General features: G+C 64.1%; 20 protein-coding genes. 11 read left to right on the forward strand and 9 right to left on the reverse strand.

Going from position 1 to position 25,611, the window contains the following annotated elements:
• Positions 1–220: 220 nt before the first annotated feature.
• A complete protein-coding gene (lptE, locus tag AC1VON_RS02735) occupies positions 221–799 on the reverse strand; it encodes an LPS assembly lipoprotein LptE (protein WP_172348035.1) in 579 nt (192 codons plus the stop codon).
• On the reverse strand, positions 786–3,410 hold the full coding sequence (gene leuS / locus AC1VON_RS02740; RefSeq protein WP_483120334.1) for a leucine--tRNA ligase: 2,625 nt from the start codon (positions 3,408–3,410) through the stop codon (positions 786–788). Before leuS ends, lptE begins: the two co-directional genes overlap by 14 nt.
• Positions 3,411–3,566: 156 nt before the next feature.
• Between leuS and AC1VON_RS02745 the strand changes: the two genes are divergently transcribed.
• Together AC1VON_RS02745 and AC1VON_RS02750 are read left to right on the forward strand one after the other, a co-directional pair.
• Complete coding sequence (locus AC1VON_RS02745) at positions 3,567–4,229, forward strand: YggS family pyridoxal phosphate-dependent enzyme (protein WP_172348033.1); 663 nt, start codon at positions 3,567–3,569, stop codon at positions 4,227–4,229.
• A gap of 308 nt (positions 4,230–4,537) precedes the next feature.
• Positions 4,538–5,587, forward strand: coding sequence for an aldo/keto reductase (locus tag AC1VON_RS02750; RefSeq protein WP_172348032.1), 1,050 nt, complete (start codon positions 4,538–4,540; stop codon positions 5,585–5,587).
• 47 nt (positions 5,588–5,634) lie between these two features.
• On the opposite strand, the gene AC1VON_RS02755 is transcribed toward AC1VON_RS02750, so the two are convergent.
• Entirely contained in the window at positions 5,635–6,543 is a 909-nt protein-coding gene (locus AC1VON_RS02755; protein ID WP_172348031.1) for a LysR family transcriptional regulator, read from the reverse strand.
• Between the two features lie 140 nt (positions 6,544–6,683).
• Between AC1VON_RS02755 and AC1VON_RS02760 the strand changes: the two genes are divergently transcribed.
• Positions 6,684–7,865 (forward strand): MFS transporter, encoded by a 1,182-nt coding sequence (locus tag AC1VON_RS02760; protein ID WP_172348030.1) that lies wholly within the window; start codon positions 6,684–6,686, stop codon positions 7,863–7,865.
• A 55-nt stretch (positions 7,866–7,920) separates the two neighbouring features.
• A complete protein-coding gene (locus AC1VON_RS02765; RefSeq protein WP_483120335.1) occupies positions 7,921–8,955 on the forward strand; it encodes an aldo/keto reductase in 1,035 nt (344 codons plus the stop codon).
• A gap of 158 nt (positions 8,956–9,113) precedes the next feature.
• On the opposite strand, the gene AC1VON_RS02770 is transcribed toward AC1VON_RS02765, so the two are convergent.
• Positions 9,114–9,386: an usg protein gene (locus AC1VON_RS02770; protein WP_172348028.1), complete on the reverse strand. Its 273-nt coding sequence runs from the start codon at positions 9,384–9,386 to the stop codon at positions 9,114–9,116.
• 303 nt (positions 9,387–9,689) lie between these two features.
• Here AC1VON_RS02770 and acs point away from each other — a divergent pair, with 303 nt between their 5' ends.
• Together acs and AC1VON_RS02780 are read left to right on the forward strand one after the other, a co-directional pair.
• Entirely contained in the window at positions 9,690–11,645 is a 1,956-nt protein-coding gene (gene acs / locus AC1VON_RS02775) for an acetate--CoA ligase (protein ID WP_483120336.1), read from the forward strand.
• On the forward strand, positions 11,645–12,394 hold the full coding sequence (locus AC1VON_RS02780; protein WP_483120337.1) for an MOSC domain-containing protein: 750 nt from the start codon (positions 11,645–11,647) through the stop codon (positions 12,392–12,394). The genes acs and AC1VON_RS02780 overlap by 1 nt, the downstream gene beginning before the upstream one ends.
• Here the strand turns inward: AC1VON_RS02780 and AC1VON_RS02785 are convergent, their stop codons facing one another.
• From AC1VON_RS02785 to AC1VON_RS02795, 3 genes are all read right to left on the reverse strand, one after another.
• The gene (locus AC1VON_RS02785) at positions 12,395–13,657 is read right to left on the reverse strand and encodes a class I SAM-dependent methyltransferase (RefSeq protein WP_483120338.1); all 1,263 of its coding nucleotides are present in this window, start codon (positions 13,655–13,657) and stop codon (positions 12,395–12,397) included. It abuts the gene before it with no gap.
• A gap of 373 nt (positions 13,658–14,030) precedes the next feature.
• On the reverse strand, positions 14,031–15,509 hold the full coding sequence (locus AC1VON_RS02790; protein WP_483120339.1) for a TadE/TadG family type IV pilus assembly protein: 1,479 nt from the start codon (positions 15,507–15,509) through the stop codon (positions 14,031–14,033).
• Between the two features lie 374 nt (positions 15,510–15,883).
• Positions 15,884–16,753: a transglutaminase-like domain-containing protein gene (locus AC1VON_RS02795; protein ID WP_483120340.1), complete on the reverse strand. Its 870-nt coding sequence runs from the start codon at positions 16,751–16,753 to the stop codon at positions 15,884–15,886.
• A 165-nt stretch (positions 16,754–16,918) separates the two neighbouring features.
• Between AC1VON_RS02795 and AC1VON_RS02800 the strand changes: the two genes are divergently transcribed.
• Complete coding sequence (locus AC1VON_RS02800) at positions 16,919–17,584, forward strand: HAD-IA family hydrolase (protein ID WP_483120341.1); 666 nt, start codon at positions 16,919–16,921, stop codon at positions 17,582–17,584.
• Positions 17,585–17,739: 155 nt separating this feature from the next.
• Here the strand turns inward: AC1VON_RS02800 and AC1VON_RS02805 are convergent, their stop codons facing one another.
• The gene (locus tag AC1VON_RS02805; RefSeq protein ID WP_056575042.1) at positions 17,740–17,961 is read right to left on the reverse strand and encodes a DUF1674 domain-containing protein; all 222 of its coding nucleotides are present in this window, start codon (positions 17,959–17,961) and stop codon (positions 17,740–17,742) included.
• Between the two features lie 105 nt (positions 17,962–18,066).
• Here AC1VON_RS02805 and htpX point away from each other — a divergent pair, with 105 nt between their 5' ends.
• From htpX to purH, 4 genes are all read left to right on the forward strand, one after another.
• Complete coding sequence (htpX, locus tag AC1VON_RS02810; RefSeq protein WP_483120342.1) at positions 18,067–19,089, forward strand: zinc metalloprotease HtpX; 1,023 nt, start codon at positions 18,067–18,069, stop codon at positions 19,087–19,089.
• Positions 19,086–20,474 carry an RsmB/NOP family class I SAM-dependent RNA methyltransferase gene (locus tag AC1VON_RS02815; protein WP_483120343.1) on the forward strand — a complete coding sequence of 463 codons (1,389 nt, stop codon included), beginning with the start codon at positions 19,086–19,088 and terminating at the stop codon, positions 20,472–20,474. Before htpX ends, AC1VON_RS02815 begins: the two co-directional genes overlap by 4 nt.
• 148 nt (positions 20,475–20,622) lie before the next feature.
• The gene (locus AC1VON_RS02820) at positions 20,623–22,347 is read left to right on the forward strand and encodes a heparinase II/III family protein (RefSeq protein WP_172348019.1); all 1,725 of its coding nucleotides are present in this window, start codon (positions 20,623–20,625) and stop codon (positions 22,345–22,347) included.
• A gap of 123 nt (positions 22,348–22,470) precedes the next feature.
• Positions 22,471–24,087: a bifunctional phosphoribosylaminoimidazolecarboxamide formyltransferase/IMP cyclohydrolase gene (gene purH / locus AC1VON_RS02825; protein ID WP_483120344.1), complete on the forward strand. Its 1,617-nt coding sequence runs from the start codon at positions 22,471–22,473 to the stop codon at positions 24,085–24,087.
• 127 nt (positions 24,088–24,214) lie between these two features.
• Here the strand turns inward: purH and AC1VON_RS02830 are convergent, their stop codons facing one another.
• A complete protein-coding gene (locus AC1VON_RS02830; RefSeq protein ID WP_172348017.1) occupies positions 24,215–25,591 on the reverse strand; it encodes an MFS transporter in 1,377 nt (458 codons plus the stop codon).
• Between the last annotated feature and the right edge of the window lie 20 nt (positions 25,592–25,611).

Consider the following 25,611-nt stretch of genomic DNA (forward strand, 5'->3'; position numbering starts at 1 on the left):
TGGTTAACAGTTGCTTCCCGTCAGCGCCGCTAAAGCGACTGAAACGTATCTTTCGCGACGATATGGAGTGATCGGGATTCGACCGGGTGATCGTCATTCGGCGATCACTCGCTCATCCCTGCGTCGGGCTAGAAAAGCGTGCTAAAAAAGGCCCCCGGCTGCTGCCCGGCGGCCCGACACCAAGATGGAGATGGCGTCTTCGAGAAAACGAAGAACAGCGTCAGCTAGCCGCCTTGCCGTGCCGCGCCAGATCCTGGACGATGGAAAGTTGCAGGGCCTCGGCCAGTTCGCGCGCGGCGCGATTTTCGGCGTCGATCTGCGCCCGATACGAGGCGAATTCCTGACGCGGCCTGTCGAAGGAGGAGGTGATCGCGCGCTTGCCGACCGTGATGACGACGCCGGTTTTCGCATCGGTCAGCGTATAGCTGGCGGTAAGCGTCACCGAACCGGCGGTCGGCTCGTCTTCATCGGTTCCGACCTGCACGAGGGCGGAGGATTCAACGGCTTCGGTCACGCTGAGATCAAGCGAATAAAGCGGCGATGCCGGTTCGCCGGCACCGCGCCCAAAGCCGAAGATCAGGTTGTTGCGCACCTGCTGGGCATAACGCGTTTTGACCGGCTTGATGGCGATCGATGCCAGTTCGGCATTGGCGCTCGAGCCGGTGGTCAACGGCGCGCTGGAATAGAGCGGCCGCACCGTGCAAGCCGAAACCAGCGCGAGCGAGCCGACAAGGCCGGCAAACGCCACACGGCGCAGCAAACGACTCAGCTCTGTCTTTTCCCGATCAGGCAACGACATTGACGATCCTCTGCGGCACGATGATCACCTTGCGCGGAGCCTTACCTTCAAGTGCTTTCTGCACGAAGTCGAGAGCCAATACCGCTTTTTCGACCGCACCTTGGTCCGCGTCGCGGGCAATTGTCAAATCCCCCCGCTTCTTGCCGTTGACCTGCACCGGATAGGTGACTTCGTTGTCGACGACCCGCGCCGGATCGAAGACCGGCCACGGCCGTTCGGCGACCAGTTCGGTGCCGCCGAGCGTCTCCCAGCACTCTTCGGCCAGATGCGGCATCACCGGCGCGATCAGATGCACCAGGATCTCCACGGCCTGGCGGCAGGCGCCTTGCAGCGCCGGATCGGCCTTGCCTTCGGCCACCTCGTTGAGTGGTGTGGCCAGCACATTGGCCAGTTCATAGATGCGGGCGATGGCGCGGTTGAAGGCGAGTTTCTCGATGTCCTCGCCGACTGCCTTGAGGATCTTGTGCGTGGCTTTAGAGACCGTTCCCGCCTCACCGGCGCCAGCCGCGGCAGGCTTGACGCCCGCCAGCGTCTCGGCCGCTGTCGACACCAGGCGCCAGATGCGCTGCATGAAGCGATGCGCGCCCGCGGCGCCATCGTCGGTCCATTCGACGTCGCGCTCGGGCGGGGAATCCGACAGCATGAACCAGCGCGCCGTGTCGGCGCCGTAGCCGTCAGTGATGTCTTCCGGGCTGACCGTGTTCTTCTTCGACTTCGACATCTTCTCCAGCGGGCCAATGGTGGCAGCCTCGCCGGTGGCGATGTCGATGGCGCGGCGCTTGCCGTCGACTTCCTCCAGCCGCACCTCGGTCGGTGCCAGCCAGCGGCCATTCGATGCCGAACCGACTCGGTAGGTCTCGTGCACCACCATGCCTTGCGTGAACAGGCCCTTGAACGGCTCGGCCAGATCGACATGGCCGGTCTCGCGCATGGCGCGGGTGAAGAAGCGCGAATAGAGCAGGTGCAGGATCGCGTGCTCGATGCCGCCAATATACTGGTCGACCGGCAGCCATTCATTCGCCGCCTTGGGATCGGTCGGCTCATGCGCCCAGGGCGCGGTGAACCGGGCGAAATACCAGGACGAATCGACGAACGTATCCATCGTGTCGGTCTCGCGCCGCGCGTCCTTGCCGCATTGCGGGCACTTCACGTGCCGCCAGGTTGGATGCCGGTCGAGCGGATTGCCTGGCCGGTCGAAATCGACGTCGTCGGGCAGCTTGACCGGCAGGTCGGCCTTGGGAACCTGCACCACGCCGCAATCCTCGCAATGGATCATCGGGATCGGGCAGCCCCAGTAGCGCTGGCGCGAAATGCCCCAGTCGCGCAGGCGGAAATTGACCTTGCGCTCGGCCATCGGCCGGTTGCCGATCGTCTTCTGTTCCAGGAGCTTGGCCACTTCGTCAAAAGCCTGGGTCGGCTTCATCCCGTCGAGGAAGCGCGAATTGATCATCGCGCCGTCGTCGCCATAGGCCACGTCGATGATCTGGAAGGTCGCCTGATTCTCGCCTTCCGGCATCACTACCGGCACCACCGTCAGGCCGTATTTGTTGGCGAAATCGAGATCGCGCTGATCATGCGCCGGGCAGCCGAAGATGGCGCCGGTGCCGTATTCCATCAAAACGAAATTGGCCACGTAGACGGGCAGTGTCCAGCTGTCGTCGAAGGGATGGACGACGCGGATGCCGGTGTCGAACCCCTTCTTCTCCGCCGTCTCCAGCGCCGCCACCGAAGTGCCCATATGGCGGACCTCCTCGATGAACTTCGCCAGTGCCGGATTGGTCTCGGCGGCTTTCTTGGCCAGCGGGTGATCGGCGGCGATGGCCATGAAGGAGGCGCCGAAAATAGTGTCGGGCCGCGTCGTGTAGACTTCCAGCTCATGCTCGCCGGCGATGTCCGAGGCGAGCGGCCAGCGGATCAGCAAGCCTTCCGAACGACCGATCCAGTTCTGCTGCATCAGCTTCACTTTTTCGGGCCATTCGTCGAGCCCGTCGAGCGAATCCAGCAGGTCCTGCGCGAAATCGGTGATCTTGAAGAACCACTGCGTCAGCTCGCGCTGTTCGACCAGCGCGCCGGAGCGCCAGCCGCGTCCGTCGATGACCTGCTCGTTGGCGAGCACGGTCATGTCCTCCGGGTCCCAATTGACCTTGGAGGATTTGCGCGTCACCAGTCCTTTCTCGACGAAATCCAGGAACAGCATCTGCTGGCGGTGATAGTAGTCGACGTCGCAGGTGGCGAATTCGCGTGCCCAGTCCAGCGACAGGCCCATGACCTTGAGCTGCTCGCGCATTGTGGCGATGTTCTGGTAGGTCCATTCCTTGGGATGGACCTTGTTCTGCATCGCCGCGTTCTCGGCCGGCATGCCGAAGGCGTCCCAGCCCATCGGATGCAGCACGTTGAACCCCTTGGCCCGCTTGTAGCGCGCCACCACGTCACCCATCGTGTAGTTGCGGGTGTGGCCGATATGGATGCGCCCCGACGGATAGGGGAACATTTCCAGCACGTAGTATTTGGGCTTCGGGTCATCATTATGCGCTTCGAAAAGCTTCTTGGTGGCCCAGGCCTTCTGCCATTTGGGCTCTGACGCGCGCGGATTGTATCGTTCGGTTGCCATGGGACGTTTTTCACTTAAAAGCAGGCGCGAACCGCGGGCCACTGGCTCGGCGGTTCAGGGAATGTGGTCCGGGTGTTCACCATGGTTTGGCAAACCCGTCAACCATATGGGCATCGCGGCGACTAAAAACGCGGGTCAAAACAGCGGGATTTGCATATGGGTGACACCGTTCAGCAGTTTTTCGCGGTCAAGGCGAAGATCGCCGCCGCCGAGCGGGAGGCCGCTCGCCAGGCCGGTGCCGTGACGCTCGTCGCGGTTTCCAAGACGTTTGACGCCGCCGACATCCAGCCGGTGATCGAGGCCGGCCAGCGCGTCTTCGGCGAGAATCGCGTCCAGGAAGCGCAAGGCAAATGGCCGGATCTGAAGCTGGCATTCCCGGACATCGAACTGCACCTGATCGGTCCGCTGCAATCGAACAAGGCGAAAGAAGCGGTGGCGCTGTTCGACGTCATCGAGACGGTCGACCGCGAGAAGATCGCCGCCGAACTCGCCAAGGAGATGGCCCGGCAAGGCCGCGCGCCGAAACTCTATGTCCAGGTCAACACCGGCTCCGAGCCGCAGAAGGCCGGCATCGAACCGCGCGATACCGTGGCCTTCGTAACCCGCTGCCGCGATGTCCACGGCCTCGCCATCGAAGGCCTGATGTGCATCCCGCCGGCCGACGAGAACCCAGGCCCCCACTTTGCGTTGCTGGAAAAGCTTGGACGTGAGGCCGGCGTCGCCAAACTGTCGATGGGCATGTCCGGCGATTATGAGACGGCGATCGCCTTCGGCGCCACCAGCGTCCGCGTCGGTTCGGCGATCTTCGGCAGCCGGTAGTCTCCGACGATCTACCGGTCGAACAATGGCATTTCCTTGCTGCTCGTCGTGACGCGGATGGATTATAGTCGCGACGGCGCTCTTCCGCGATCCTATCCTTGTGACGCGCAACGTCGGCGACCTCGACGATACCGGCGTCACAATGCTCAATCCCTGGGAAGCCTGATCCGATCGCAACGCCGGTGAGCCCGCGCGCTTGGGTCGACGACGGTTTGAGCCAGCGCCTGCCCCATCATTACGCCAACACTGGAAACGAAACGTACCGTTCCTATTTGTTTTTCGTCATCACATTTTTTGGAGCCTTCGCCATGCGTTACAACCAGCTTGGGAATACGGGGATGTTCGTCTCCGAACTCTGTCTCGGCACCATGACCTTCGGCGCCCCCGGCCAGAATGCCCAATGGGGCCTGATCGCCAGCCTCGACCAGAAGGGCGTCAACGAGATCGTCGGCCGCTCGATCGCCGCCGGCGTCAACTTCTTCGACACGGCCGACGTCTATTCCTTCGGGGAATCCGAGCGCCTGCTTGGCCAGTCCCTGCGGGACCTCGGCATTGCCCGGTCGAGCGTGGTGATCGCCACCAAGGTCCATGGCACCATGGGCAACGGACCGAACGATCGCGGCTCCTCGCGGGGTCACATCATGGATTCGGTCGATGCCAGCCTCGAACGGTTGCAGCTCGACCATATCGATCTCTATCAGCTGCACGGTACCGACGCGGTGACGCCGATCGACGAAACGCTGCGGGCGCTCGACGATCTCGTTGCCAGCGGCAAGGTCCGGTATGTCGGCGTTTCCAACTGGCAGGCCTGGCGCATCGCCAAGGCGCTCGGCATCGCCGACCGCAAGGGTTTTGCTCGTTTCGAAACCATACAGTCCTATTATTCCATCGCCGGTCGCGACCTCGAGCGCGAGATCGTGCCGCTCATCAATGAGGAGAAGCTCGGCTTGATGGTGTGGTCGCCTATGGCCGGCGGCCTGCTGTCGGGCAAATACGGCCCCGGTGCGCCCGGCAATGGCGAGGGCCGCCGTGCGTCCTTCAACTTCCCGCCGGTCAACGAGGATCGTGCCTGGGCAGCCGTCGGCGTCATGCGCGAGATCGCCAAGAAACACGATGTCAGCGTTGCCACGGTGGCGCTCGGCTATGTCCTGGCCAAGCCTTTCGTGATGAGCGTCATCATCGGCGCCAGCCGTATGGACCAGCTCGAACAGAACCTTGCCGCGGCTGAAGTGAAACTCGACGCGGACGACCTCGCCAAGCTCGATGAAGTCAGCGCGCTGCCGTCCGAATATCCCGGCTGGATGCTGGAGCGGCAAGGCGCCGGCCGGCGCCCGGCGCCGTTCGTGCCCAAAGCATAAGCAGCCGGCACAGACTTTTCGGGAGCCGGCGGGCTCCTGAAAACCGTTCAGCCCAGCCGCACGCTCTCGCCCAGAAAATCGAGAAACGCCCTTACCCGTGCCGGCAGATGCCGGCCCTGGCCGACATAGACAGCGTGCGTCGCCTCCTCGTCGCCCGGGTTGAAATCCTCCAGCAGCGGCACCAGCCGCCCGGCGGCGATATCGGCCGCCACATGCCAGCGCGCCAGCCGGGAAATGCCTACCCCGGCCAGCGTCATCAGCCGCATTGCCTCGCCGTCGCTGACCTGGGTGTTGCCGGTGATCGGGATGATGACGGCATTGCCCTGCGCGTCGAGGAACGGCCAGCCGTCAATGTGCCTGACGAAGCCGAAGCCCATCCGGTTGTGTGTGTCGAGATCGGCCGGCGTCAGCGGCGTGCCGTGCGGCTCGAGGTAGGAAGGGGCCGCAACGACGACCACCGGGCTCTGTCCGAGCTTGCGCGCCACCAGCCGTGACTCGCCAAGCGGCCCGGCCCGGATCGCTACATCGGCACGTTCAGCCATCAGGTCGATGACACTGTCGGTCAGCACCAGATCGACCGAGATTTCGGGATAGCGTTCGAGGAAGCGCGGCAGCAGCGGGATCAGCCGGTGCACCCCGAACGGCACGTAGGTGTTGACGCGCAGCCGCCCGCGCGGCGCGGCGCCCGCGGCCGCCTCGCGCTCGGCTGCTGCCATGTCGGCGAGGATGCGTAGCCCGCTTTCATAGAATGCCGCCCCTTCCGGCGTCAGCAGCAGCTTGCGCGTCGAGCGGCTGACCAGCCGCGCGCCGAGCCGGGCCTCCAGCCGAGCGATCAGCTTGCTGACGGCCGACGGCGTCATGCGCAACGCGCGCGCCGCGGCGGAAAAGCTGCCCGTCTCCACGACGCGCACGAAGACTTCGATCTCGCCGGAACGGTTTATGTCGGGTCTGGCCATCTGTGAATCTATTTCACAGAAAATATGCCCTGATCAAGTCTGGTTCACAGCACCAGGCAACACGATCTTCCCGGTCGGGGGCGCGGATTGGACAAAGGCGCTCATCGCCTTGACGGCCGTCTTTCAAAGTGGAAACCGCCATGCCTCTTGCTCTCTACGCCCTAGCCGCCGGTGCCTTCGGCATCGGTGTCACCGAATTCGTCATCATGGGCCTGCTGCTCGACGTCAGCAAGGATCTCGGCGTCTCGATCTCCGCCGCCGGGCAGCTCATTTCGGGCTATGCGCTCGGCGTCGTCATCGGCGCGCCGCTGCTCACCATCGCCACCGGCAATTGGCCGCGCAAGACCGTGCTTCTGGCGCTGATGGCGATCTTCACGCTGGGCAATCTCGCCTGTGCGCTGGCGCCCGACTACTGGACCCTGATGGGCGCCCGCATCATCACCGCCTTTGCCCACGGCACCTTCTTCGGCGTCGGCTCGGTGGTCGCCACCGGCCTGGTCGCGCCCAACAGGAAGGCCTCGGCGATCGCGTTGATGTTCACCGGGCTCACCATCGCCAACATCCTCGGCGTGCCTTTCGGCACCTGGCTTGGCCAGGCCTTCGGCTGGCGTGCGACCTTCTGGGCGGTCACCGCGGTCGGCCTGGCGGCCTTCGCCGTCATCCTGGCCCTGGTGCCGCGCAGCCAGGCCGCGCCCGAGAGGAGCGACCTGCGCGCCGATCTCGCCGTGCTGCGCCGCACGCCGGTCCTGCTCGGGCTTGCCACCACCGTGCTCGGTTATGCCGGCGTCTTCGCCGTGTTCACCTACATCGCGCCGCTGTTGACGCAGATCAGCGGCTTCGAGGAAGCCGCCGTGTCGCCGATCCTGCTCGTCTTCGGCGGCGGCCTCATCGCGGGCAACCTCGTCGGCGGCAAGGTCGCCGACCGCTGGCTGGTGCCGGCGGTGCTGGGCAGTCTGGTCGTGCTGGCCCTGGTGCTGGCAACCATGAGCTTCGCCATCCACAGCCAGGTCATGGCCGTCATCTATGTCGGCCTGCTTGGTGCAGCCGCCTTCGCCACGGTGGCGCCGTTGCAGATGTGGGTGCTGGAAAAGGCGCAAGGCGCCGGCCAGAGCCTCGCCTCGTCCTTCAACATCGCCGCCTTCAATCTCGGCAACGCCGCCGGCGCCTGGCTTGGCGGCGCGGTCATCGCCCATGGCATGGGGCTGGGTTCGCTCACCTGGGTCGCCGCCCTGCTGCCGGTCGCGGCACTCGCCGTGGCCGGGCTGGCCCTGCGCCTCGATCGCACCAACGCGCTCGGCGGGCCTGTCTCCGTCCGGTCCTGACGCTCGTCGGCGAGCCGGATTGCCTTTCCTCTTTCCAAACCACCAGGAGCAGAAAATGGATTATCGACGTCTCGGCACATCGGGCCTGAAAGTGCCCGCACTCTCATTCGGCGCGGGAACCTTCGGCGGCTCCGGCCCGCTGTTCGGCGCCTGGGGCAACAGCGACGCCAGGGAAGCGCGGCGGCTGGTCGACATCTGCCTGGAAGCCGGCGTCAATCTGTTCGACACGGCGGACGTCTATTCGAACGGCGCCTCGGAACAGGTGCTGGGTGAAGCGATCAAGGGCCGTCGCGACGCCGTGCTGATCTCCACCAAGACCTCACTGCCAATGGGTGACGGGCCGGCCGACTACGGCTCGTCGCGTTCGCGGCTGATCAAGGCCACGGACGCCGCGCTGAAGCGCCTCGACACCGACTATATCGACCTGTTGCAACTGCATGCCTTCGATGCAGGTACGCCGATCGAGGAGGTGCTGTCGACGCTGGACGAACTCGTGCGTGCCGGCAAGCTGCGCTATGTCGGCGTCTCCAACTTCTCCGGCTGGCAAGTGATGAAGTCGCTGGCGGAGGCCGACAAGCATGGCTATCCCCGCTACGCCGCACACCAGGTCTACTACTCACTGGTCGGCCGCGACTATGAGTGGGAACTGATGCCGCTCGGCCTCGACCAGGGCGTCGGCGCGCTGGTGTGGAGCCCACTGGGTTGGGGCCGCTTGACCGGCAAGATCCGCCGTGGCCAGCCTCTGCCGGAAAAGAGCCGGCTGCATGACACGGCAAGCTTTGGCCCGCCGGTCGAGGACGAACATCTCTACCGGGTCATGGATGCGCTGGATGCGCTGGCGCAGGAAACCGGCAAGACCGTGCCGCAGATCGCCATCAACTGGCTACTGCAACGCCCGACCGTTTCCTCGGTCATCATCGGCGCCCGCAACGAAGAACAGCTGAGGCAGAACCTTGGCGCCGTCGGCTGGTCGCTGACGCCGGATCAGATGAAAAAACTGGATGCGGCCAGCGAAGTGACCGCGCCCTACCCGTATTTTCCGTACCGCCGCCAGGAAGGTTTTGCGCGGCTGAACCCGCCGGCGGTGTGACCACCGCGCCAAAGTTAAGGCGTGTCGAGATTCAGGTCAGGCCGAGTCGAGAATGGTGGCTTCCGAGAACCGGAGCGGAGCGTACTTTTCGTACGTGAGCACCGGAAGCGCAGGAAGCCGCCATTCGCAGGCCGGCCTCACCTGAATATCGGCACGCCTCAGTGCAGCACGAACTCCCCATCCACCTTGCGCCATTCATTCGGCGCGATCAGCTTCTGGTGCGTGTAGACGACCGAATGCAGTGGCCCGTCGAGCTTGGCCTTCCAGAATTCGATGAACTTGATCAGCGCCGGAAACTTCGGCGCCAGGTCGTAGTCCTGCCAGATGAAGCTCTGCAGGAGATGGGGATGGTCGGGAAAGTGATAAAGAATCTTGGCCGTGGTCAGGCCATAGCCTTTGAGCATCAGGTCCATTTCGGAATGGTCGCGCATGGCGGTCCCCAAGGTTGAGTCTCCTTCCTCCCAACGTCAGATTGTGCGCGCCGTTGCTTAACTGTCTATTGATTTTTCCTGATCGAAACAGGCTTTTCGATTGGAAAACATACAGTTAGCAGCGAACCGGCTCGAGTGCTGACAGCGCGTACGAGGCTCCCTGCGGCATCCCGCCGCGCGAATCCAACGTCTAATATTGCCGTTACGGCGGAACTGGTAATAATGCCGCCGAATTCGTGGCTGCGTCGCCGCGATCCCGCCGACGTTTCAAGCCGGCGGATTGGTTCGGGAGGAAAGTCAGGAATGTCCGAGGTTCATGTCCATCGCGTCCAGCCGGCGTGGAAGAAGAATGCGCTGATCGACAATGACACCTACCTGAAATGGTACGCCGACAGCATCAAGAACCCGGACAAATTCTGGGGCAAGCACGGCAAGCGCATCGACTGGTTCAAGCCCTTCAGCAAGGTCAAGAACACCTCCTTCGACGGCAAGGTCTCGATCAAGTGGTTCGAGGACGGGCTGACCAACGTCTCGTACAATTGCATCGACCGCCACCTGAAGAAGCGCGGCGACCAGACCGCCATCATCTGGGAAGGCGACAACCCCTACGACGACAAGAAGATCACCTACAACGAGCTTTACGAACATGTCTGCCGGCTCGCCAATGTGATGAAGAAGCACGGCGTCAAGAAAGGCGACCGCGTCACCATCTACATGCCGATGATCCCGGAAGCCGCCTATGCGATGCTGGCCTGCACGCGCATCGGCGCCATCCATTCGATCGTCTTCGGCGGCTTCTCGCCGGATGCGCTGGCCGGCCGCATCGTCGACTGCGAATCGACCTTCGTCATCACCGCCGACGAGGGCTTGCGCGGCGGCAAGCCGATCCCGCTGAAGGAGAACACCGACAAGGCGATCGACATTGCCGCCAGGCACCATGTGATGGTGAAGAACGTTGTCGTCGTGCGCCGCACCGGCGGCAAGATCGGTTGGGCGCCTGGCCGAGATGTCTGGTACCACGACGAAGTCGCATCGGTGAAGGCCGAGTGCAAACCCGAGAAGATGAAGGCGGAGGATCCGCTGTTTATCCTCTACACGTCCGGCTCGACCGGAAAGCCGAAGGGCGTGCTGCACACCACCGCCGGCTATCTCGTCTACGTGTCGATGACGCACCAATATGTCTTCGACTACCATGATGGTGACATCTACTGGTGCACCGCCGATGTCGGCTGGGTCACCGGCCACAGCTACATCGTCTATGGCCCGCTCGCCAACGGCGCCACCACGCTGATGTTCGAAGGCGTGCCCAACTACCCGTCGCAGTCGCGCTTCTGGGAAGTCATCGACAAGCACAAGGTCAACATCTTCTACACCGCGCCGACGGCGCTGCGCGCGCTGATGGGGGCCGGCAACGATCCGGTGAAGAAGACCTCGCGCAAGTCGCTGCGCGTCCTCGGTTCGGTCGGCGAGCCGATCAATCCGGAAGCCTGGGAGTGGTATTTCAACGTCGTCGGCAACGGCAAGGTGCCGATCGTCGACACCTGGTGGCAGACCGAGACCGGCGGCATCCTGATCACCCCGCTGCCCGGCGCCACCGACCTCAAGCCAGGCTCGGCGACAAGGCCCTTCTTCGGCGTCAAGCCGCAGCTGGTCGACGGCGAAGGCAAGGTGCTGGAAGGAGCCGCGGACGGTAATCTCTGCATCACCGATTCCTGGCCGGGCCAGATGCGTACCGTCTATGGCGATCACGACCGCTTCGTGCAGACCTATTTCTCGACCTACAAGGGTAAGTACTTCACCGGCGATGGCTGCCGTCGCGACGCCGACGGCTACTACTGGATCACCGGCCGCGTCGACGACGTCATCAACGTATCCGGCCACCGCATGGGCACGGCCGAAGTCGAATCGGCGCTGGTCAGCCATGAGAAGGTCTCCGAGGCCGCCGTCGTCGGCTACCCGCACGACATCAAGGGCCAGGGCATCTACAGCTACGTTACCTTGATGAAGGGAGAAGAGCCGACCGAGGACCTGCGCAAGGAACTTATCGCCCATGTCCGCAAGGAGATCGGCGCCATCGCTTCGCCCGACAAGATCCAGTTCGCCCCGGGCCTGCCCAAGACCCGATCCGGCAAGATCATGCGCCGCATCCTGCGCAAGATCGCCGAGGACGATTTTGCCGCGCTCGGCGACACCTCGACGCTGGCCGACCCGGCGGTCGTCGACGACCTCGTTGCCAACCGGCAGAACAAGAAGGGCTGATGCGCGAAGACGCGGCATTGGGCTCTGTCAGCCAGCTCTGGCGCTATCCGGCCAGTTCGCTCGCTGGCGAGCGTCGGGACGCCATCCTGGTCGGACCGGCGGGCATGGCGGGCGACCGCATGTTCGGCCTCGTGGATACCTCGGACAACGAGATTGCCCGGCCCGACCGCGAGGCGAAATGGCACAAGGTGCCGCGCATCCGCACCCGGCTGGCCAATGATCGCGACCTGGAGATCGCCGTTCCTGACGGCGACTGGCTGGCCGCGCCAAGCGCCGAATGCGACCGCGCCGTATCGGCCTATCTCGGCTTTGCCGCCTCGATCCGGCCGTTCGGCCGGGAGAATGCATCACCCGCCTATGCCGGTCCGGTCACGCAGGCGCGTTATACCAAGGCGCCGATCCACCTCTTGACCACGGCTTCGCTTGCGCGGTTGAAGGCGCTGCATCCTGATGGGGCGGCCGACGCGCGCCGCTTCCGCCCCAACATCGTCGTCGACATGGCGGCGATGGAAGGCTCGTTTCCCGAAACGGAATGGATCGGCCGCAAGCTCGCGATCGGCGACCTGCTCCTGACGATTTCCGAACCATGCCGCCGCTGCGGCTTCACCATCATCGCCCAGGACGGCTTCGGCCACGATCCCGGTATCCTGCGCAACCTGGTCCGCCACAACGCCCACAATCTCGGCGTCTACTGCACGGTGGATCGGCCGGCCGGCATCAAGGTCGGCGACGCGATGCGTTTCCTGTAACTACCGATACAGATCGGCTCGCGTCGGCGGCAGGCCGCTCGGCCCCCGCGCGCGCTTGGTGACGACAGTCTGGAAGATTTGCGCCGAGCCGCGATCGAAAGTGATCGAACAGCCGGTCAGGTAAAGCAGCCATAGCCGCGCCTTGGGCTCGCCGACCTCCGCGATCGCTTCGTCGAAACGGGCATGCAGGCGCTCCGCCCACAGCCTGCAGGTGCGGGCATAGTGCTCGCGCAAATTCTCGACATCGGCGACGAGAAAGCCGTGCGCCTCGAGATTGCCGAGCGTCATGCCGATCGTGTCGACCTCCCCGCCGGGGAAGATGTATTTGATCAGCGCCTTGTATTCCGCGCCCTTGCGCAGCGTCTTCCTCGTGCCGCCCTTGCCACGACGTGTGATGGCGTGGTGCAGGTAGATGCCGCCCGGCTTCAGCAGCCGGTGGACGGTCGAGAAATAAGTGGCGTGGTTGGCGAGACCGACGGCCTCGAACATGCCGATCGACGAGATCTTGTCATAGCTGCCGTCGAGTTCGGTATAGGACTTGATGTCGATGGTGATCTTGTCCTCCAGCCCTTCGGCGCGGATACGTTCTCGCGCCAGCCGGGTCTGTTCCTCGGACAGGGAGACACCATGGCCGATGGCGCCATAGTGCTTCGCGGCATGGATCAGCATCGCGCCCCAGCCGCATCCGATGTCGAGCAGACGGTCGCCCGGCTTCAGCCTGAGCTTGCGGCAGATATGGTCGAGCTTGTCCTTCTGTGCCTGGTCGATCCCATTGGCGAAATCGGTGAAATAGGCGCAGGTGTAGACCATGCGCTCGTCGAGGAAGAGCCGGTAGAAGGCGTTCGAAATATCGTAGTGATGCTCGATCGCCTGCTTGTTGGAACCGCTGACGAAGGGATTGCGGCCGGCCAGATCGGCCCGTTTCGTCATTTGCCGTCGCGAGAACAGGACCGCGGGCAGGTCGCGCAGGATCGCCAGCTTCGGCAGTGCCTTCAACCTCAGCTTTCCTTGTGACGGCAAGGCGTAGAGATCGAACAGCGACCCGTCCTCGACGTCGATCGACCGGGAAATCCACATCTCCAGCAGCGTCGAGAAATTTGGCCGGCGGGCCAACTGCCAGACAATGTCCTGATCGTTGATGGCAAGCACCGGTCCCCCGGCGGGACCGATCCGTTCCCCGGTCCACAGGCGGACGGCAAAGCCCGGCTTCAGGGCCTCGATTACCGTTCGAACGATGCGCGCGGCTCTTTCGGTGGCGTCCATGCTCGTTCCCCCCACGGCCCGATTGCGCAATCTTGTCCGTTTGGGACGTGGATCGCAAGCCGAAGCACGGGTCAGGCTTGGGCGGGGTTTTCCGGCAGGCGCCTTTTTCAACATGGCACCTTGTCATTTGCTGCAACGCACCCCATCATGAGCATGTGTTCAACAAATCGAAAGGAGGTGATCCGATGTCGAGTGATTTCGTTTTCCAGAACGTGGCCTCAGCGGATTGCACTTTCGGGAAGCAGTCTTCCCGTTAAGGCGCGAGATGCGCGGCAGGTAGCCCGAAGGGGTTGCCGCCAAAGGCCGCGCCATGGACGGAAACACGGAAGGCCGCCGGCTTCGAAAGAAGCGGCGGCCTTTTCCTTTTTGCGGATTACTGGGTCAGTGCGACCTTTTCTGTATTGCGGATGATTTCCTGGAAGGCGGCATCCAATTCCACCCCGGTGGACACCTCGAAATAATGCCTCGCCGCGGCGGAGGCGTCTTTCGAAGAACAGCCCTTCAGCACCGCCTTTGCCTGGTCTCGCTCGGTTGGCGACATGTCCTTGTCGTTCAGATCGAAGCCGATGGTGAAAATCTCGATGCCATCATTTTTCATGTTGGCGCACAGGGCTTCGGCGTTGCCACGCGCAAGGTTGCCCTGGCCATTGTAGTTCCCCCCGACTCCCGCGAAGGCGGTATTGAACTGGCCATCGGTCATCAGGATCGCGACCTTGGCGATCTTCTTCGCATTGGTATCCGAGGCGCCGTTGCCGAGACCGGCATTCTTGATCGCAGCCCGCCATTGCGGAGACAGCATATAATAGGTCCACTGGATGGCGATCGCGCCGGCCGTATAACCATCGGCCCGGAAGGCACCGATCGAATCAAGCAATGCGCCGGAATCGGCCGTTAGCGGGATCACTTCCGCGTCAGGGCATCTGTTCATGCTCCCGCCACCCAGATGATCATCCCGGTTGACCAGGGCATAGTAGTTCTTGCCGTTCTTGTCGGTGCGAACCGTGTCCGGGCCGTCGGCACTCAAATCCGCATTGCCGTTCTTGTCCTTCCTCTCCGTCGCGCAATTGTCGGTCTTTGGCATTGCCGCGCCAACAATGGATTTGTAGTCGCTGAAGGACGGCAACGTCGTCTTGCCCGTCTTTGCGACGAGAAGCGAACTGCCGGCGACCGGCGGCAGATCAGAGCTCGCCTGCTTCTCGGCGTAGACGTTTTCCGCCAGCTTGCCGACGTTCACGCCGGATGCGTAAGGCACTATCGCGACGCGGATGCGGGGGTTCTTCGGATCCTGATTCTGGAGCATCGTCTGGACGGCGTTTTTCGCAGCTGCTTTCAGATCGCCGATCTTGTCGACGTTGCCTCGTTTCGCCATCGATCCCGTGATGTCGAGCATCATGGCGACCTCGACCTGCTTGTCGGAATAGAGTGCCGTGGTGGAAGCGCCGACGCGCCGCATGTCACTGATGCCGAACAGCGGAAAATAAAGGCTGACATCGACATGCACATCCGCCTGCACGGTTCTGGCGGTCGGGTTGACGGTGAGCCTGTCCAGCACGACCTGGTCAGGCGTCAGGATGCCGGCCATGCTGTTGGCGTCGAGAAAGGCTTGCACTGCCTTGTCGGCATCGGCTTCCTTGATGGCGCCAGTCGTCAGGTCGCGCGCCGTTGACGTCACCGCGGCGTCGACCACGCCCTGCAGGCTCGATCTGGCATTGTAGAGCTGCGCGACATTGACCGAGAAGCCGGCGGCCAGCGCCAGGACCGAGGCAGCAAAGCCGAACAGGACCGTGAAATTTCCACCCCTATGTCTGGCGAACCCGCCGACCGCGTGGACAAGACCCCCGTAATTTCGCATCCAACAACCTCCGCATGCCTCGGCCTCGTCGCCGCGATGAGGGCAATGCAGGATTCCAGCCGGACGGCGCCCGTTATGCTCCGGAACCGAGTCGCCGATCTCAACATGTTGTTTTTGTTGGGTTTCGATCTTCGCAAAGGTGAACGATCGGTAAACAGTAACGCGCGACTTCGGTGGTGTTTACGGACCGCTTACCATGGCCGGATCGAAGCAATCGCGCAGCGCTCGACGCCGTCCTGTTGCGGCACAGCCTTCTGTATCGAAGCGGATCACTGTCCCGAATTGCGGGACAGAAATGATGTGGTAAAGAACCAAGGCGCGTTGAGCAGGTATCAGCCGTTTGCAGGCCGGCATCACCTGAACATCAATGCGCCTCAAGCCAGCATCTGTGCGCTGACCGTTCTGTCGATGCCGTGATAGGGCGGATTGAACAGCTTGCCTTCCTGTTCGTAGGTCCACACCTTGAACAGGGTGAGCCGGTGCGGGCCGAAGCTGTGCAGCAAGGGCACATCAGTGGCGTCGCGGCCGCGCGCGATGACGACGCGGCCGGTCCTGGGCCGGTTATGGCGTGGATCGAACGTGTACCACTTGCCGTCGAGGAACACCTCCATCCAGGCCGAGAAATCCATCGGCGCCGGATCGGCCGGCACGCCGATGTCACCAAGATAGCCGTTCACATAACGCGCCGGAATGTTCATGCAGCGGCAAAGCGTGATCGCCAGATGGGCAAAGTCACGGCAGACCCCGACCCGTTCCTCATGCGCCTGCGCCGCCGTGCGGGTCGAACGCGCGTAGCCATAGCCGAACGACAGCCGGTTGTGGACATAGTCGACGATCGCCTGCACCCGCGCCCAGCCGGACGGAAGATGACCGAACAGTTGCCAGGCGAGGTTGCTGAGGTGATCTGTCTCGCAGTAGCGGCTGCCAAGGAGATAACCCAGCACCTCGTCGGGCAACTCGGCCACCGGCACTTCCCTGGCCAGCATGTTGACTTCGTCCGGCTCGCCGCTGTCCTCGACGACCGCGTCATAGAGGATGCGGAACGTACCGGCAGGCGCGGTGAAGCGGCGGCAGCCATTGCCATGCAGGTCGTGATAGAGCTTGGTCGGCACCGCAGGCGAGGTCAGTACCCGCGTCTGCCGCTTGATATCGGCTTGCCTGTCCTTGTGGATCTCCAATAGCGAAATCACAGGAGTGGCTTCAGTGCATTCAATAGCGATTTCGTAGCCGAGCCGGATCAGCATCGCACGTCCCCTTCGATCGTCATGGAAAGCAGCGTCGTTGAAACGTCGCAATGTGGCGGTGGTTCCCTGCACCGCCCCAAAATACGCCTCGTGCCTTTCCATGTCGGTGCCTTGACGTTACGGTTGGGCTTCCCTCGACACGCCCCCCGGACTTCAAGGAAAATCATGTTTTCTGGCAGAAAATTCGCCGCCTTCCTCTTCGACATGGACGGCACCCTCATCAATTCCATCGCCTCGGCGGAGCGGGTGTGGAGCGATTGGGCAGGCCGCCATGGTCTTGACGTCGCCGCCTTCCTGCCGACGATCCATGGCGTGAGGGCGATCGAGACCATCACGAACCTTGCCCTTCCAGGCGTCGATCCGGCGCATGAGGCCGACCTGCTGCTGAAGGCCGAGGCCGACGATCTGGACGGCATTGTCCAGATCCCCGGCGCCGCGGCGTTTCTCAACGCGTTGCCAAGCGAAAGCTGGGCGATCGTGACTTCGGCGCCACGCTCCTTGGCGCTTGCGCGCATGAAGGCCGCCGGCATTCCGGTTCCCGCCGTCCTCGTCGCCGCGGAAGACGTTTCCCGCGGCAAGCCGGCGCCCGACTGCTTCCGGCTTGGAGCGGAACGGCTCGGCGTCGATGCGCGCGACTGCCTTGTGTTCGAGGATGCTCCGGCCGGCATCTCGGCGGCCGAGGCCGCGGAAGCCGCGGTCATGGTGATCAGCGCCACACACGCGCATCCGTTGCCGACGCACCATGCAGCCATCGCTGGCTACGACGATGTCGGCATCACCATCGACGAACGCGGTTGGCTGGCGCTTGAGCGGCAGCGCAACGCTGCCTAAGCAGCACTGGCCAGGGTGTGTTGGGATTCAGGTCAGGCCGAGCCGAAAATGGTGGCTTCCGAGAACCGGAGCGGAGCGTACTTTTGGGTACGTGAGCACCGGAAGCGCAGGAAGCCGCCGTTTGCAGGTCGGCCTGACCTGAATATCAACGCACCCTAGAAGTCGCTGGTCAGGCCCTTGACCTCCCAGTCGCCATAGCGGCCGGGTTCCTTGCCGCCACGACCGCCGATCTCCTTCGGCAGGGCGGCTTCCTTCTCGCGATATTCTGTGCGCCGGGCCTCGGCTTCGGCCAGCGCCCGCCGTGCGGCCGGCGTCAGTTCCTTCGGCAAGGCATCGCCATCGGTTTCGGCGGGCGTTTTACTGGTTTCGTCGGTCATGCGATATTCCCCGCGGATTGAAACAGCGGCAGGTCTTTCCCATCATATAGCCATGAAACCAAGACGATCGACCTCTTTTTGCCACCACCACGACCGGAGCAGACGATGAACACCATCCGCACCGCCATGCTTCTTGCCGCGATGACCGCGCTGTTCATGGGCGTCGGCTTCCTGATCGGCGGTTCGGGCGGCATGATGATCGCGCTGCTGATCGCCGCCGGCACCAATCTGTTCAGTTATTGGAACGCCGACAAGATGGTGCTGTCGATGAACCGTGCCGTCGAGGTCGACGAGAAGAACGCGCCGGAATACTACGCCATCGTCCAGGCGCTGGCCAAGCAGGCCGGGCTGCCGATGCCGAAAACCTATCTGATCGACAATCCGCAGCCGAATGCCTTCGCCACCGGCCGCAACCCGCAGAACGCGGCGGTCGCCGCTTCCACCGGCCTGTTGCAGCGGTTGAGCCATGAGGAGGTCGCGGCGGTCATGGCGCACGAACTCGCCCATGTCCAGCACCGCGACACGCTGACCATGACCATCGTCGCCACCTTTGCCGGCGCCATCTCGATGCTGGGCAATTTCGCGTTTTTCCTCGGCGGCAATCGCGACAACAACAACCCGCTCGGCTTTGTCGGTGTGCTGGCGGCCATGATCGTGGCGCCCTTCGCCGCCATGATCGTGCAGATGGCGGTCAGCCGCACACGCGAATACGAGGCCGACCGGCGCGGCGCCGAAATCTGTGGACACCCGCTCTGGCTGGCATCCGCGCTTGACAAGATCGCCCGCGGCGCCGAACGCATTCCAAACCCCGATGCGGAGCGCAATCCGGCGATGGCGCATCTCTTCATCATCAATCCCCTGCATGGCGAGCGCATGGACAGTCTGTTCTCCACCCACCCGAGCACCGAGAACCGCATCGCCGCGTTGCGGGAGATGGCGCGCGGGATGAGTGACGGTGCGGCACGCACCACCCAACGCCAGGCGCCGGTTCCATTGCAGGCCGACGAACAGCAGTCGGCCGGCCCCTGGGGCAAGCCGGCCGCTGCCGAACCGCCGACCGAACCGGCCAAGCCGAAACCCAATCCGTGGGGTCGCAACCCGACCGGGCCCAAAGGCCGGTGGTCGTGAGCGTGGTAGGCAGAACACCTCGGCGCACAGGCTCAGGCGATCAGGACCACAAGGACGGCGGCGAATTCGTCGCCGGTCTCGCTGCCCGCAAGGCGGCGGCGCGGCTGCTTGCCGCCGTCATCGACGCAAGGACGCCGCTCGACGGCTTGACCGACCACGAAAACGGCCACCCGCAATACAGGGCGCTCGACCTGCGTGACCGTGGCTTGGTGCGCGCCATCCTGGTCACCGCGCTGCGCTATCGCATGACCATTACCGGGCTGCTGGCAAAGCGCCTGGAAAAGCCGCTGCCGCCCAATGCCACCGCTTTGTCGCACATACTGCATGTGGCGGCGGCGCAGATCCTGTTCCTCGACATTCCCGACAGCGCCGCCGTCGACCTCGCGGTTACCCACGCCAAGTCCGATCCGCGCACACAGCGTTTTTCCGGCCTGGTCAATGGCGTGCTGCGCACGCTGGCTCGAGCCAAGGAAACCGAACTGCCGGCCGCCCTTGCCGCCACCGACGAAGCGCCGAAATGGTTTTCCGACCGGCTGAAGGCCGCCTATGGCGTGGACAAGACCCGACAGATCCTGGCGGCGCATCGCCATGAGGCGCCCGTCGATTTCTCGGTCAAGGCCGATCCCGAACTGTGGGCCGAAAGGCTTGGTGGGACCGTGCTGCCGACCGGCACGGTGCGCGTGGAAAATCTTGTCGGCGCGGTCACCGACCTGCCGGGCTTCGCCGAAGGCGCCTGGTGGGTACAGGATGCGGCGGCCAGTCTACCGGCAAAACTGTTCGGCGATGCCAGGGGATTGCGTGTGGCCGATCTCTGCGCCGCGCCCGGCGGCAAGACCGCCCAGCTGATCCTGGCCGGCGCCAGGGTCACCGCCGTCGACACCTCGAAGAGCCGGCTGGCGCGGCTGGCGCAGAATCTCGACCGCCTCGGCCTCTCGGCCGACATCGTCCAGGCCGACCTGCTCGAATACGAGCCGGCGGAGCTGTTCGACGCCGTGCTCCTCGACGCGCCCTGCTCGTCGACCGGCACGGTGCGCCGCCATCCCGACGTGCCGTGGACCAAGACCATGGCCGACGTCGAAAAGCTCGCCGACCTGCAACGCAGGCTACTCACCCGCGCCGTCACCCTGGTCAAGCCCGGTGGCAGGATCGTCTTTTCCAACTGTTCGCTCGACCCGCTTGAAGGCGAGGATCTTTATCGCGCTTTCCTCAAGCAATCGCCTGATGTCGTCGACGATCCGCTGCATCGGGGCGAGATCGCCGGCATCGATTCGTTCCTGACGAAACAAGGCACGCTGCGCACCACGCCAGCCGATCTCGATCTCGGCGCCCCGGAGCGCTCCGGCCTGGACGGCTTCTTCGCCGCCCGCATGCGGCGCGCCGGCTGAATATGTAAGCATCCGGATTTGCTGACTTTTTTAGGGAGGGGATGGGACAAAACCCGGTGAAACGGACCCGATCCCAGGAATTCGCCTTCGCACGAGTCGTTCAATCATGTAAACTTGGTGCCGGGGTAGAGGACGACCAGGAGGGCTTTTGGCACTTGCTGCCGGCAACACGACGCGTCTGTGGACGCTGGTCGCGAAGGAGTTCTGGCGCAAAACGCGCCGGCGCCTGCGTGCCGGGCCGATTTATCGCTGGCGCTATTCCGGCCGCACGCCCGAACGCGTCCTGATCGCGCCACCGGATCTGCGCCTCGCCGACCCGCAGATCGCGCTCGAGATCTATTACGGCCGTTATCCCTTGTCGGGGCATCTGGTCGAGACCGGCGGCAAATCGCCGTTCCAGATCAACGTGCCCAACCGCGGCTGGCAAAAGACGCTGCATGGGTTTCGCTGGCTGCGCCACATGCGCGCCGCCGGTACCGAGCTTGCCGCCGCCAATGCGCGTGCCCTGGTGTCCGACTGGATCGCCATGCACGGCAACAACATTGCCGGTGTCGCCTGGGAGCCCGGCACCACGGCCAAGCGCATCATCGCCTGGCTGCAGCATTCCTCCGTCGTGTTGCAGGGAGCCGAATTTCCCTTCTACCGCGCTTTCCTGAAATCGCTGGCCGTCCAGATCCGCTATCTCAGGTCGATGGCGCGCGAAATGCCCGACGGCAAGGACCGGCTGCGTGCCCGCATCGCGCTCGCCTTCGCCGCTCTTTCGCTGCCGGCGCCGGCTTCGGCGTTGCGCGGCGCAACCCGCAACCTCGCCGAGGAGCTTAATCGCCAGATCCTCGCCGATGGCGGCCATATCTCGCGCAATCCGATGGCGGTGCTGGAAATTCTCGCCGACCTTTTGCCGTTGCGCCAGACCTACGCCAACCAGGCCGAAACCCCGCCGCAGGCACTGATCGGCGCCATCGACCGCATGCTGCCGGCGCTGCGCTTCTTCCGCCACCAAGATGGCAGCCTCGCCCGCTTCAACGGCATGGGCGCCACCATCCATGACCGCATCGCCACCATCCTGCGCCATGACGACACCGCCGGCGCACCGCTGCTGCACGCGCCGCATTCGGGCTATGAGCGGCTGTCGATGGGCGGCGTCACGGTCATTGCCGACACTGGCCTGCCGCCGCCGGTCGACGTCTCCAACGCCGCGCACGCAGGCTGCCTCGCCTTCGAACTGTCGTCCGGCCGCCAGCACTATATCGTCAATGCTGGCATCGACACCTATGGCGCCGCTGAATTCCGGCCGCTGGCGCGCGCCACGGCCGCGCACTCGACCGCCACCATCAATGACACCTCGTCGGCTCGCTTCAGCCATTCGTTGCGCGTCAACGACCTGCTCGGTTCGCCGCTGATCGGCGGCCCGCAGCATGTGCCGTGCAAGCGCATCGACCAGAAGGGCGTCCAGGGCTTCATCGCCCGCCATGACGGCTATGTCCAGCGGTTCGGCTTCCTGCATGAGCGCGAGCTGAAGCTGTCGACGAACGGCAATGTGCTGGCCGGCAGGGACCGGTTCCAGAGGCCCGGCAATGCCTCGATCCGCAACAATGGCCGTGATTTCATCACCGTGCGCTTCCATGTCCATCCCGACATCAACCTGCTGCAGGACGAGCACGATCGCCTCGTGCTGACCGCCGACCAGGCCGACAGCTGGGTGTTCACGTCAAGCGAAGTGGTGCCGGAGGTCGAGGAATCGATCTATTTCGCCGGTCTTGGCGGTCCGCGCCGCAGCCGCCAGATCGTGCTTGCCTTCAAGGCCTCCGAGGTGGCCGAAGTCCACTGGCAGCTGACGCGCACCAGCATCGCCGGCTATCCGGAAAACAATTGATGGTGCCGGCCACCGCTGGAGCATGATGCCGAAAAGTGTGCAGCGCTGGGTTGCCGCTTGATTTCCTGATGTCATGTGCTACGGCGCGGGCTTGCCCCTCCAGCCGTGAAAGGCCGCCAGCCCATGGCCGTCGCCGCCAAGAACATTCCCGCCCCGGATCTCGTCCCCGTGCGCCGCGCCCTGCTTTCGGTTTTCGACAAGACCGGCCTCATCGACTTCGCCAGGGCATTGGCCGCGGCCGGTGTCGAGCTGGTCTCGACCGGCGGCACGGCCAAGGCGATCGCCGAAGCCGGCATGGCGGTGCGCGACGTCTCCGAGCTCACGGGGTTTCCCGAGATCATGGACGGCCGCGTCAAGACCTTGCACCCGTCGGTGCATGGCGCGCTGCTTGGCGTGCGCGACGACCCCGAGCATGCCATGGCGATGCGCAAATACGGCATCGAACCGATCGACCTCGTCGTCTCCAATCTCTATCCCTTCGAGGAAGTCCGCCGCTCCGGCGCCGACTATGCCGCGATCGTCGAGAACATCGACATTGGCGGCCCGGCAATGATCCGCGCCTCGGCCAAGAACCATGCCTATGTCGCCATCGTCACCGATCCCGGCGATTACGCTTCGGTGCTGAACGCGCTGGAGATGAACATCGGCTCGCTGTCGCTGGATTTTCGCAAGAAGCTGGCGGCCAAGGCCTTTGCCCGCACCGCCAGCTATGACGCGGCGATTTCCGGCTGGTTCGCCGAGGCGCTGGAGATCGAGCATCCGACCTGGCGCGCCTTCGGCGGCAGGCTGGCCGAGGTGATGCGCTACGGCGAAAACCCGCACCAGGGCGCCGGCTTCTATGTCAATGGCGACAAGCGTCCGGGCGTCGCCACGGCACGACAGCTGCAGGGCAAGCAGCTGTCCTACAACAACATCAACGACACCGACGCCGCCTTCGAACTCGCCAGCGAGTTCGATCCTGCCCGCTCCGCCGCTGTGGCCATCATCAAGCACGCCAACCCTTGCGGCGTCGCCGAGGGCGCCTCGCTGAAGGCGGCCTACGCCAAGGCGCTTGCCTGCGATCCGGTCTCTGCCTTCGGCGGCATCGTCGCCGTGAACCGCATCCTCGACGCCGAGGCGGCGGAGGAAATCGTGAAAACCTTCACCGAAGTGATCATCGCGCCCGACGCCACCGAAGAAGCGGCGGCAATCGTCGCGGCGAAGAAGAACCTGCGCCTGCTGGTCACCGGCGGCCTGCCCGACCCGCGCTCGCCTGGCACGACGGTCAAGTCCGTCTCCGGCGGCCTGCTCGTTCAGGGTCGGGACAATGCCGTGGTCGACGACCTCGAGCTGAAGGTGGTGACGAAGCGGGCGCCGACGCCGGCCGAAATGGCCGATCTCAAATTCGCCTTCCGCGTCGCCAAGCACGTCAAGTCGAACGCCATCGTCTATGCCAAGGACGGAGCCACCGTCGGCATCGGCGCGGGCCAGATGAGTCGGGTCGATTCCTCCCGCATCGCCGCCCGCAAGGCGCTCGACGCGGCCGAGGCCGCGGGCTCGGCCGAACCGCTGACCAAGGGCTCGGTGGTCGCCTCCGACGCGTTCTTCCCCTTCGCCGACGGCCTGCTCTCGGCGATCGAAGCCGGCGCTACGGCGGTGATCCAGCCAGGCGGCTCGATGCGCGATGACGACGTCATCGCCGCGGCCGATGAACATGGCATCGCCATGGTGTTCACCGGGGTCAGGCATTTCAGGCACTGAGCGCGTTCACCCTCCCCCCTTGTGGGGAGGGTCGGCGAACGATCTTTGCGAAGCAAAGTTCGTGAGACTGAGTGGGGGCAGCGCCGCCCCCGCTTCGCGGATCGACCCTTCGACAAGGAGGGTAAGCTCACTCCGCCGGCCGGTCCGCCGGATATGGCGTGCGAACCAGTATCGCCATGCCGATGCCGAGGAACAGGATGATCACGGCCATGCCAAGCCGTGCCGAATCGCTCAGCGCGGTGATGGTGGCAACCATGAACGGCGCCAGGAAACTGGTCGCCCGGCCGGCCAGCGCGTAGATGCCGAAATAGCGCCCGGATTCCGCCGCCGTGACGCTGCGCGCCATGTAGGAACGCGACGACGCCTGCACCGGACCGAAGGCCAGCCCGATCAGCAGGCCATACATGATGTAGGCCTTTTCGGCGGCCGTGCCGAACAGGCCACCTGAGTCGGTGGTCGGGAGTTGGATCAGGCCGAGCAAGGTGAAGCCGGGACCGGTCGAGACGACGCCGATGGTGGCGACGGACAGCATGACCAGCGAAATCATCACCACCGCCTTGGAGCCGAGCGCGGTGTCGAGCCGGGCCGCGATCCAGCAGCCGAAGATGGCGACGACATTGAGGATGATGCCGAACATGCCGATCTCGGTGATCGACCAGTGGAACATGCCCGCCGCGAAGGTACCGCCAAGTGCCAGCAGCGCGTTGACGCCGTCCTGGTAGATCATGCGGGCGACGAGGAAGCGGAAGATGCCGCCGCGCCTGCGTACCTCGGCCAGCGTCGATTTCAGCTCCGACAGGCCTTCACGCACCGCCGGCCCGATCGGAATGCCCTTGATGGCATCCGGCGTGAAGAAGAACATTGGCAGGATGAACAGGAAGTACCAGCCGGCAGAAAGCGGCCCGGTGGCGCGCGCATCCTCGCCAAGCTTCGGGTCGAGCCCGAACAGCGGGTTGATGCCGATGATCGTCTTGCCGGTCTCCGGCGAGCCCGCCAGACAGGTGACGACGAAAATCAGCGCGATCATGCCGCCGAGATAGCCGAGGCCCCAGGCCGTGTTGGAGATGCGGCCGATCTCGCTCTTCGGCACCAGCCGCGGCATCATCGAATCGTTGAACACGGTGGAGAATTCCGCCGCCACCGATGCCAGCGAGAACAGCGCCACGATCAGGAACAGGTTCGAGCCCGGGGCGGCGAACCAGAGCAAGATGAGACTGATGATCTTGATCGCCGCGAAAAACCCGATCCACGGCTTGCGCGGCCCGGTCTGGTCGGCGATCGAGCCGAGGATCGGCGACAGCACGGCGATGACCAGCCCGGCGGCGGCGATGCCGTAGCCCCAGACAGCCTGGCCGGTGGTTGGATCGCCCGCCATGCGCGAAACGAAATAGGGGCCGAAGATGAAGGTGGTGACGACCGTGAAGAACGGCTGCGCCGCCCAGTCGAATAACATCCATCCCCAGATGCCGCGCCCCGACGCACGCTGCACTGTTTCTACCGCCATGATGATTCCTTTGGCCCCGC

This window comes from Mesorhizobium sp. HAY1-8B, assembly GCF_056868045.1.

Bases quoted from the DNA above. Each gene is read 5' to 3' on its own strand.
- lptE (WP_172348035.1), bottom strand. From the start codon at position 799: ATGTCGTTGCCTGATCGGGAAAAGACAGAGCTGAGTCGTTTGCTGCGC.
- leuS (WP_483120334.1), bottom strand. From the start codon at position 3,410: ATGGCAACCGAACGATACAATCCGCGCGCGTCAGAGCCCAAATGGCAG.
- AC1VON_RS02745 (WP_172348033.1), top strand. From the start codon at position 3,567: ATGGGTGACACCGTTCAGCAGTTTTTCGCGGTCAAGGCGAAGATCGCC.
- AC1VON_RS02750 (WP_172348032.1), top strand. From the start codon at position 4,538: ATGCGTTACAACCAGCTTGGGAATACGGGGATGTTCGTCTCCGAACTC.
- AC1VON_RS02755 (WP_172348031.1), bottom strand. From the start codon at position 6,543: ATGGCCAGACCCGACATAAACCGTTCCGGCGAGATCGAAGTCTTCGTG.
- AC1VON_RS02760 (WP_172348030.1), top strand. From the start codon at position 6,684: ATGCCTCTTGCTCTCTACGCCCTAGCCGCCGGTGCCTTCGGCATCGGT.
- AC1VON_RS02765 (WP_483120335.1), top strand. From the start codon at position 7,921: ATGGATTATCGACGTCTCGGCACATCGGGCCTGAAAGTGCCCGCACTC.
- AC1VON_RS02770 (WP_172348028.1), bottom strand. From the start codon at position 9,386: ATGCGCGACCATTCCGAAATGGACCTGATGCTCAAAGGCTATGGCCTG.
- acs (WP_483120336.1), top strand. From the start codon at position 9,690: ATGTCCGAGGTTCATGTCCATCGCGTCCAGCCGGCGTGGAAGAAGAAT.
- AC1VON_RS02780 (WP_483120337.1), top strand. From the start codon at position 11,645: ATGCGCGAAGACGCGGCATTGGGCTCTGTCAGCCAGCTCTGGCGCTAT.
- AC1VON_RS02785 (WP_483120338.1), bottom strand. From the start codon at position 13,657: ATGGACGCCACCGAAAGAGCCGCGCGCATCGTTCGAACGGTAATCGAG.
- AC1VON_RS02790 (WP_483120339.1), bottom strand. From the start codon at position 15,509: ATGCGAAATTACGGGGGTCTTGTCCACGCGGTCGGCGGGTTCGCCAGA.
- AC1VON_RS02795 (WP_483120340.1), bottom strand. From the start codon at position 16,753: ATGCTGATCCGGCTCGGCTACGAAATCGCTATTGAATGCACTGAAGCC.
- AC1VON_RS02800 (WP_483120341.1), top strand. From the start codon at position 16,919: ATGTTTTCTGGCAGAAAATTCGCCGCCTTCCTCTTCGACATGGACGGC.
- AC1VON_RS02805 (WP_056575042.1), bottom strand. From the start codon at position 17,961: ATGACCGACGAAACCAGTAAAACGCCCGCCGAAACCGATGGCGATGCC.
- htpX (WP_483120342.1), top strand. From the start codon at position 18,067: ATGAACACCATCCGCACCGCCATGCTTCTTGCCGCGATGACCGCGCTG.
- purH (WP_483120344.1), top strand. From the start codon at position 22,471: ATGGCCGTCGCCGCCAAGAACATTCCCGCCCCGGATCTCGTCCCCGTG.
- AC1VON_RS02830 (WP_172348017.1), bottom strand. From the start codon at position 25,591: ATGGCGGTAGAAACAGTGCAGCGTGCGTCGGGGCGCGGCATCTGGGGA.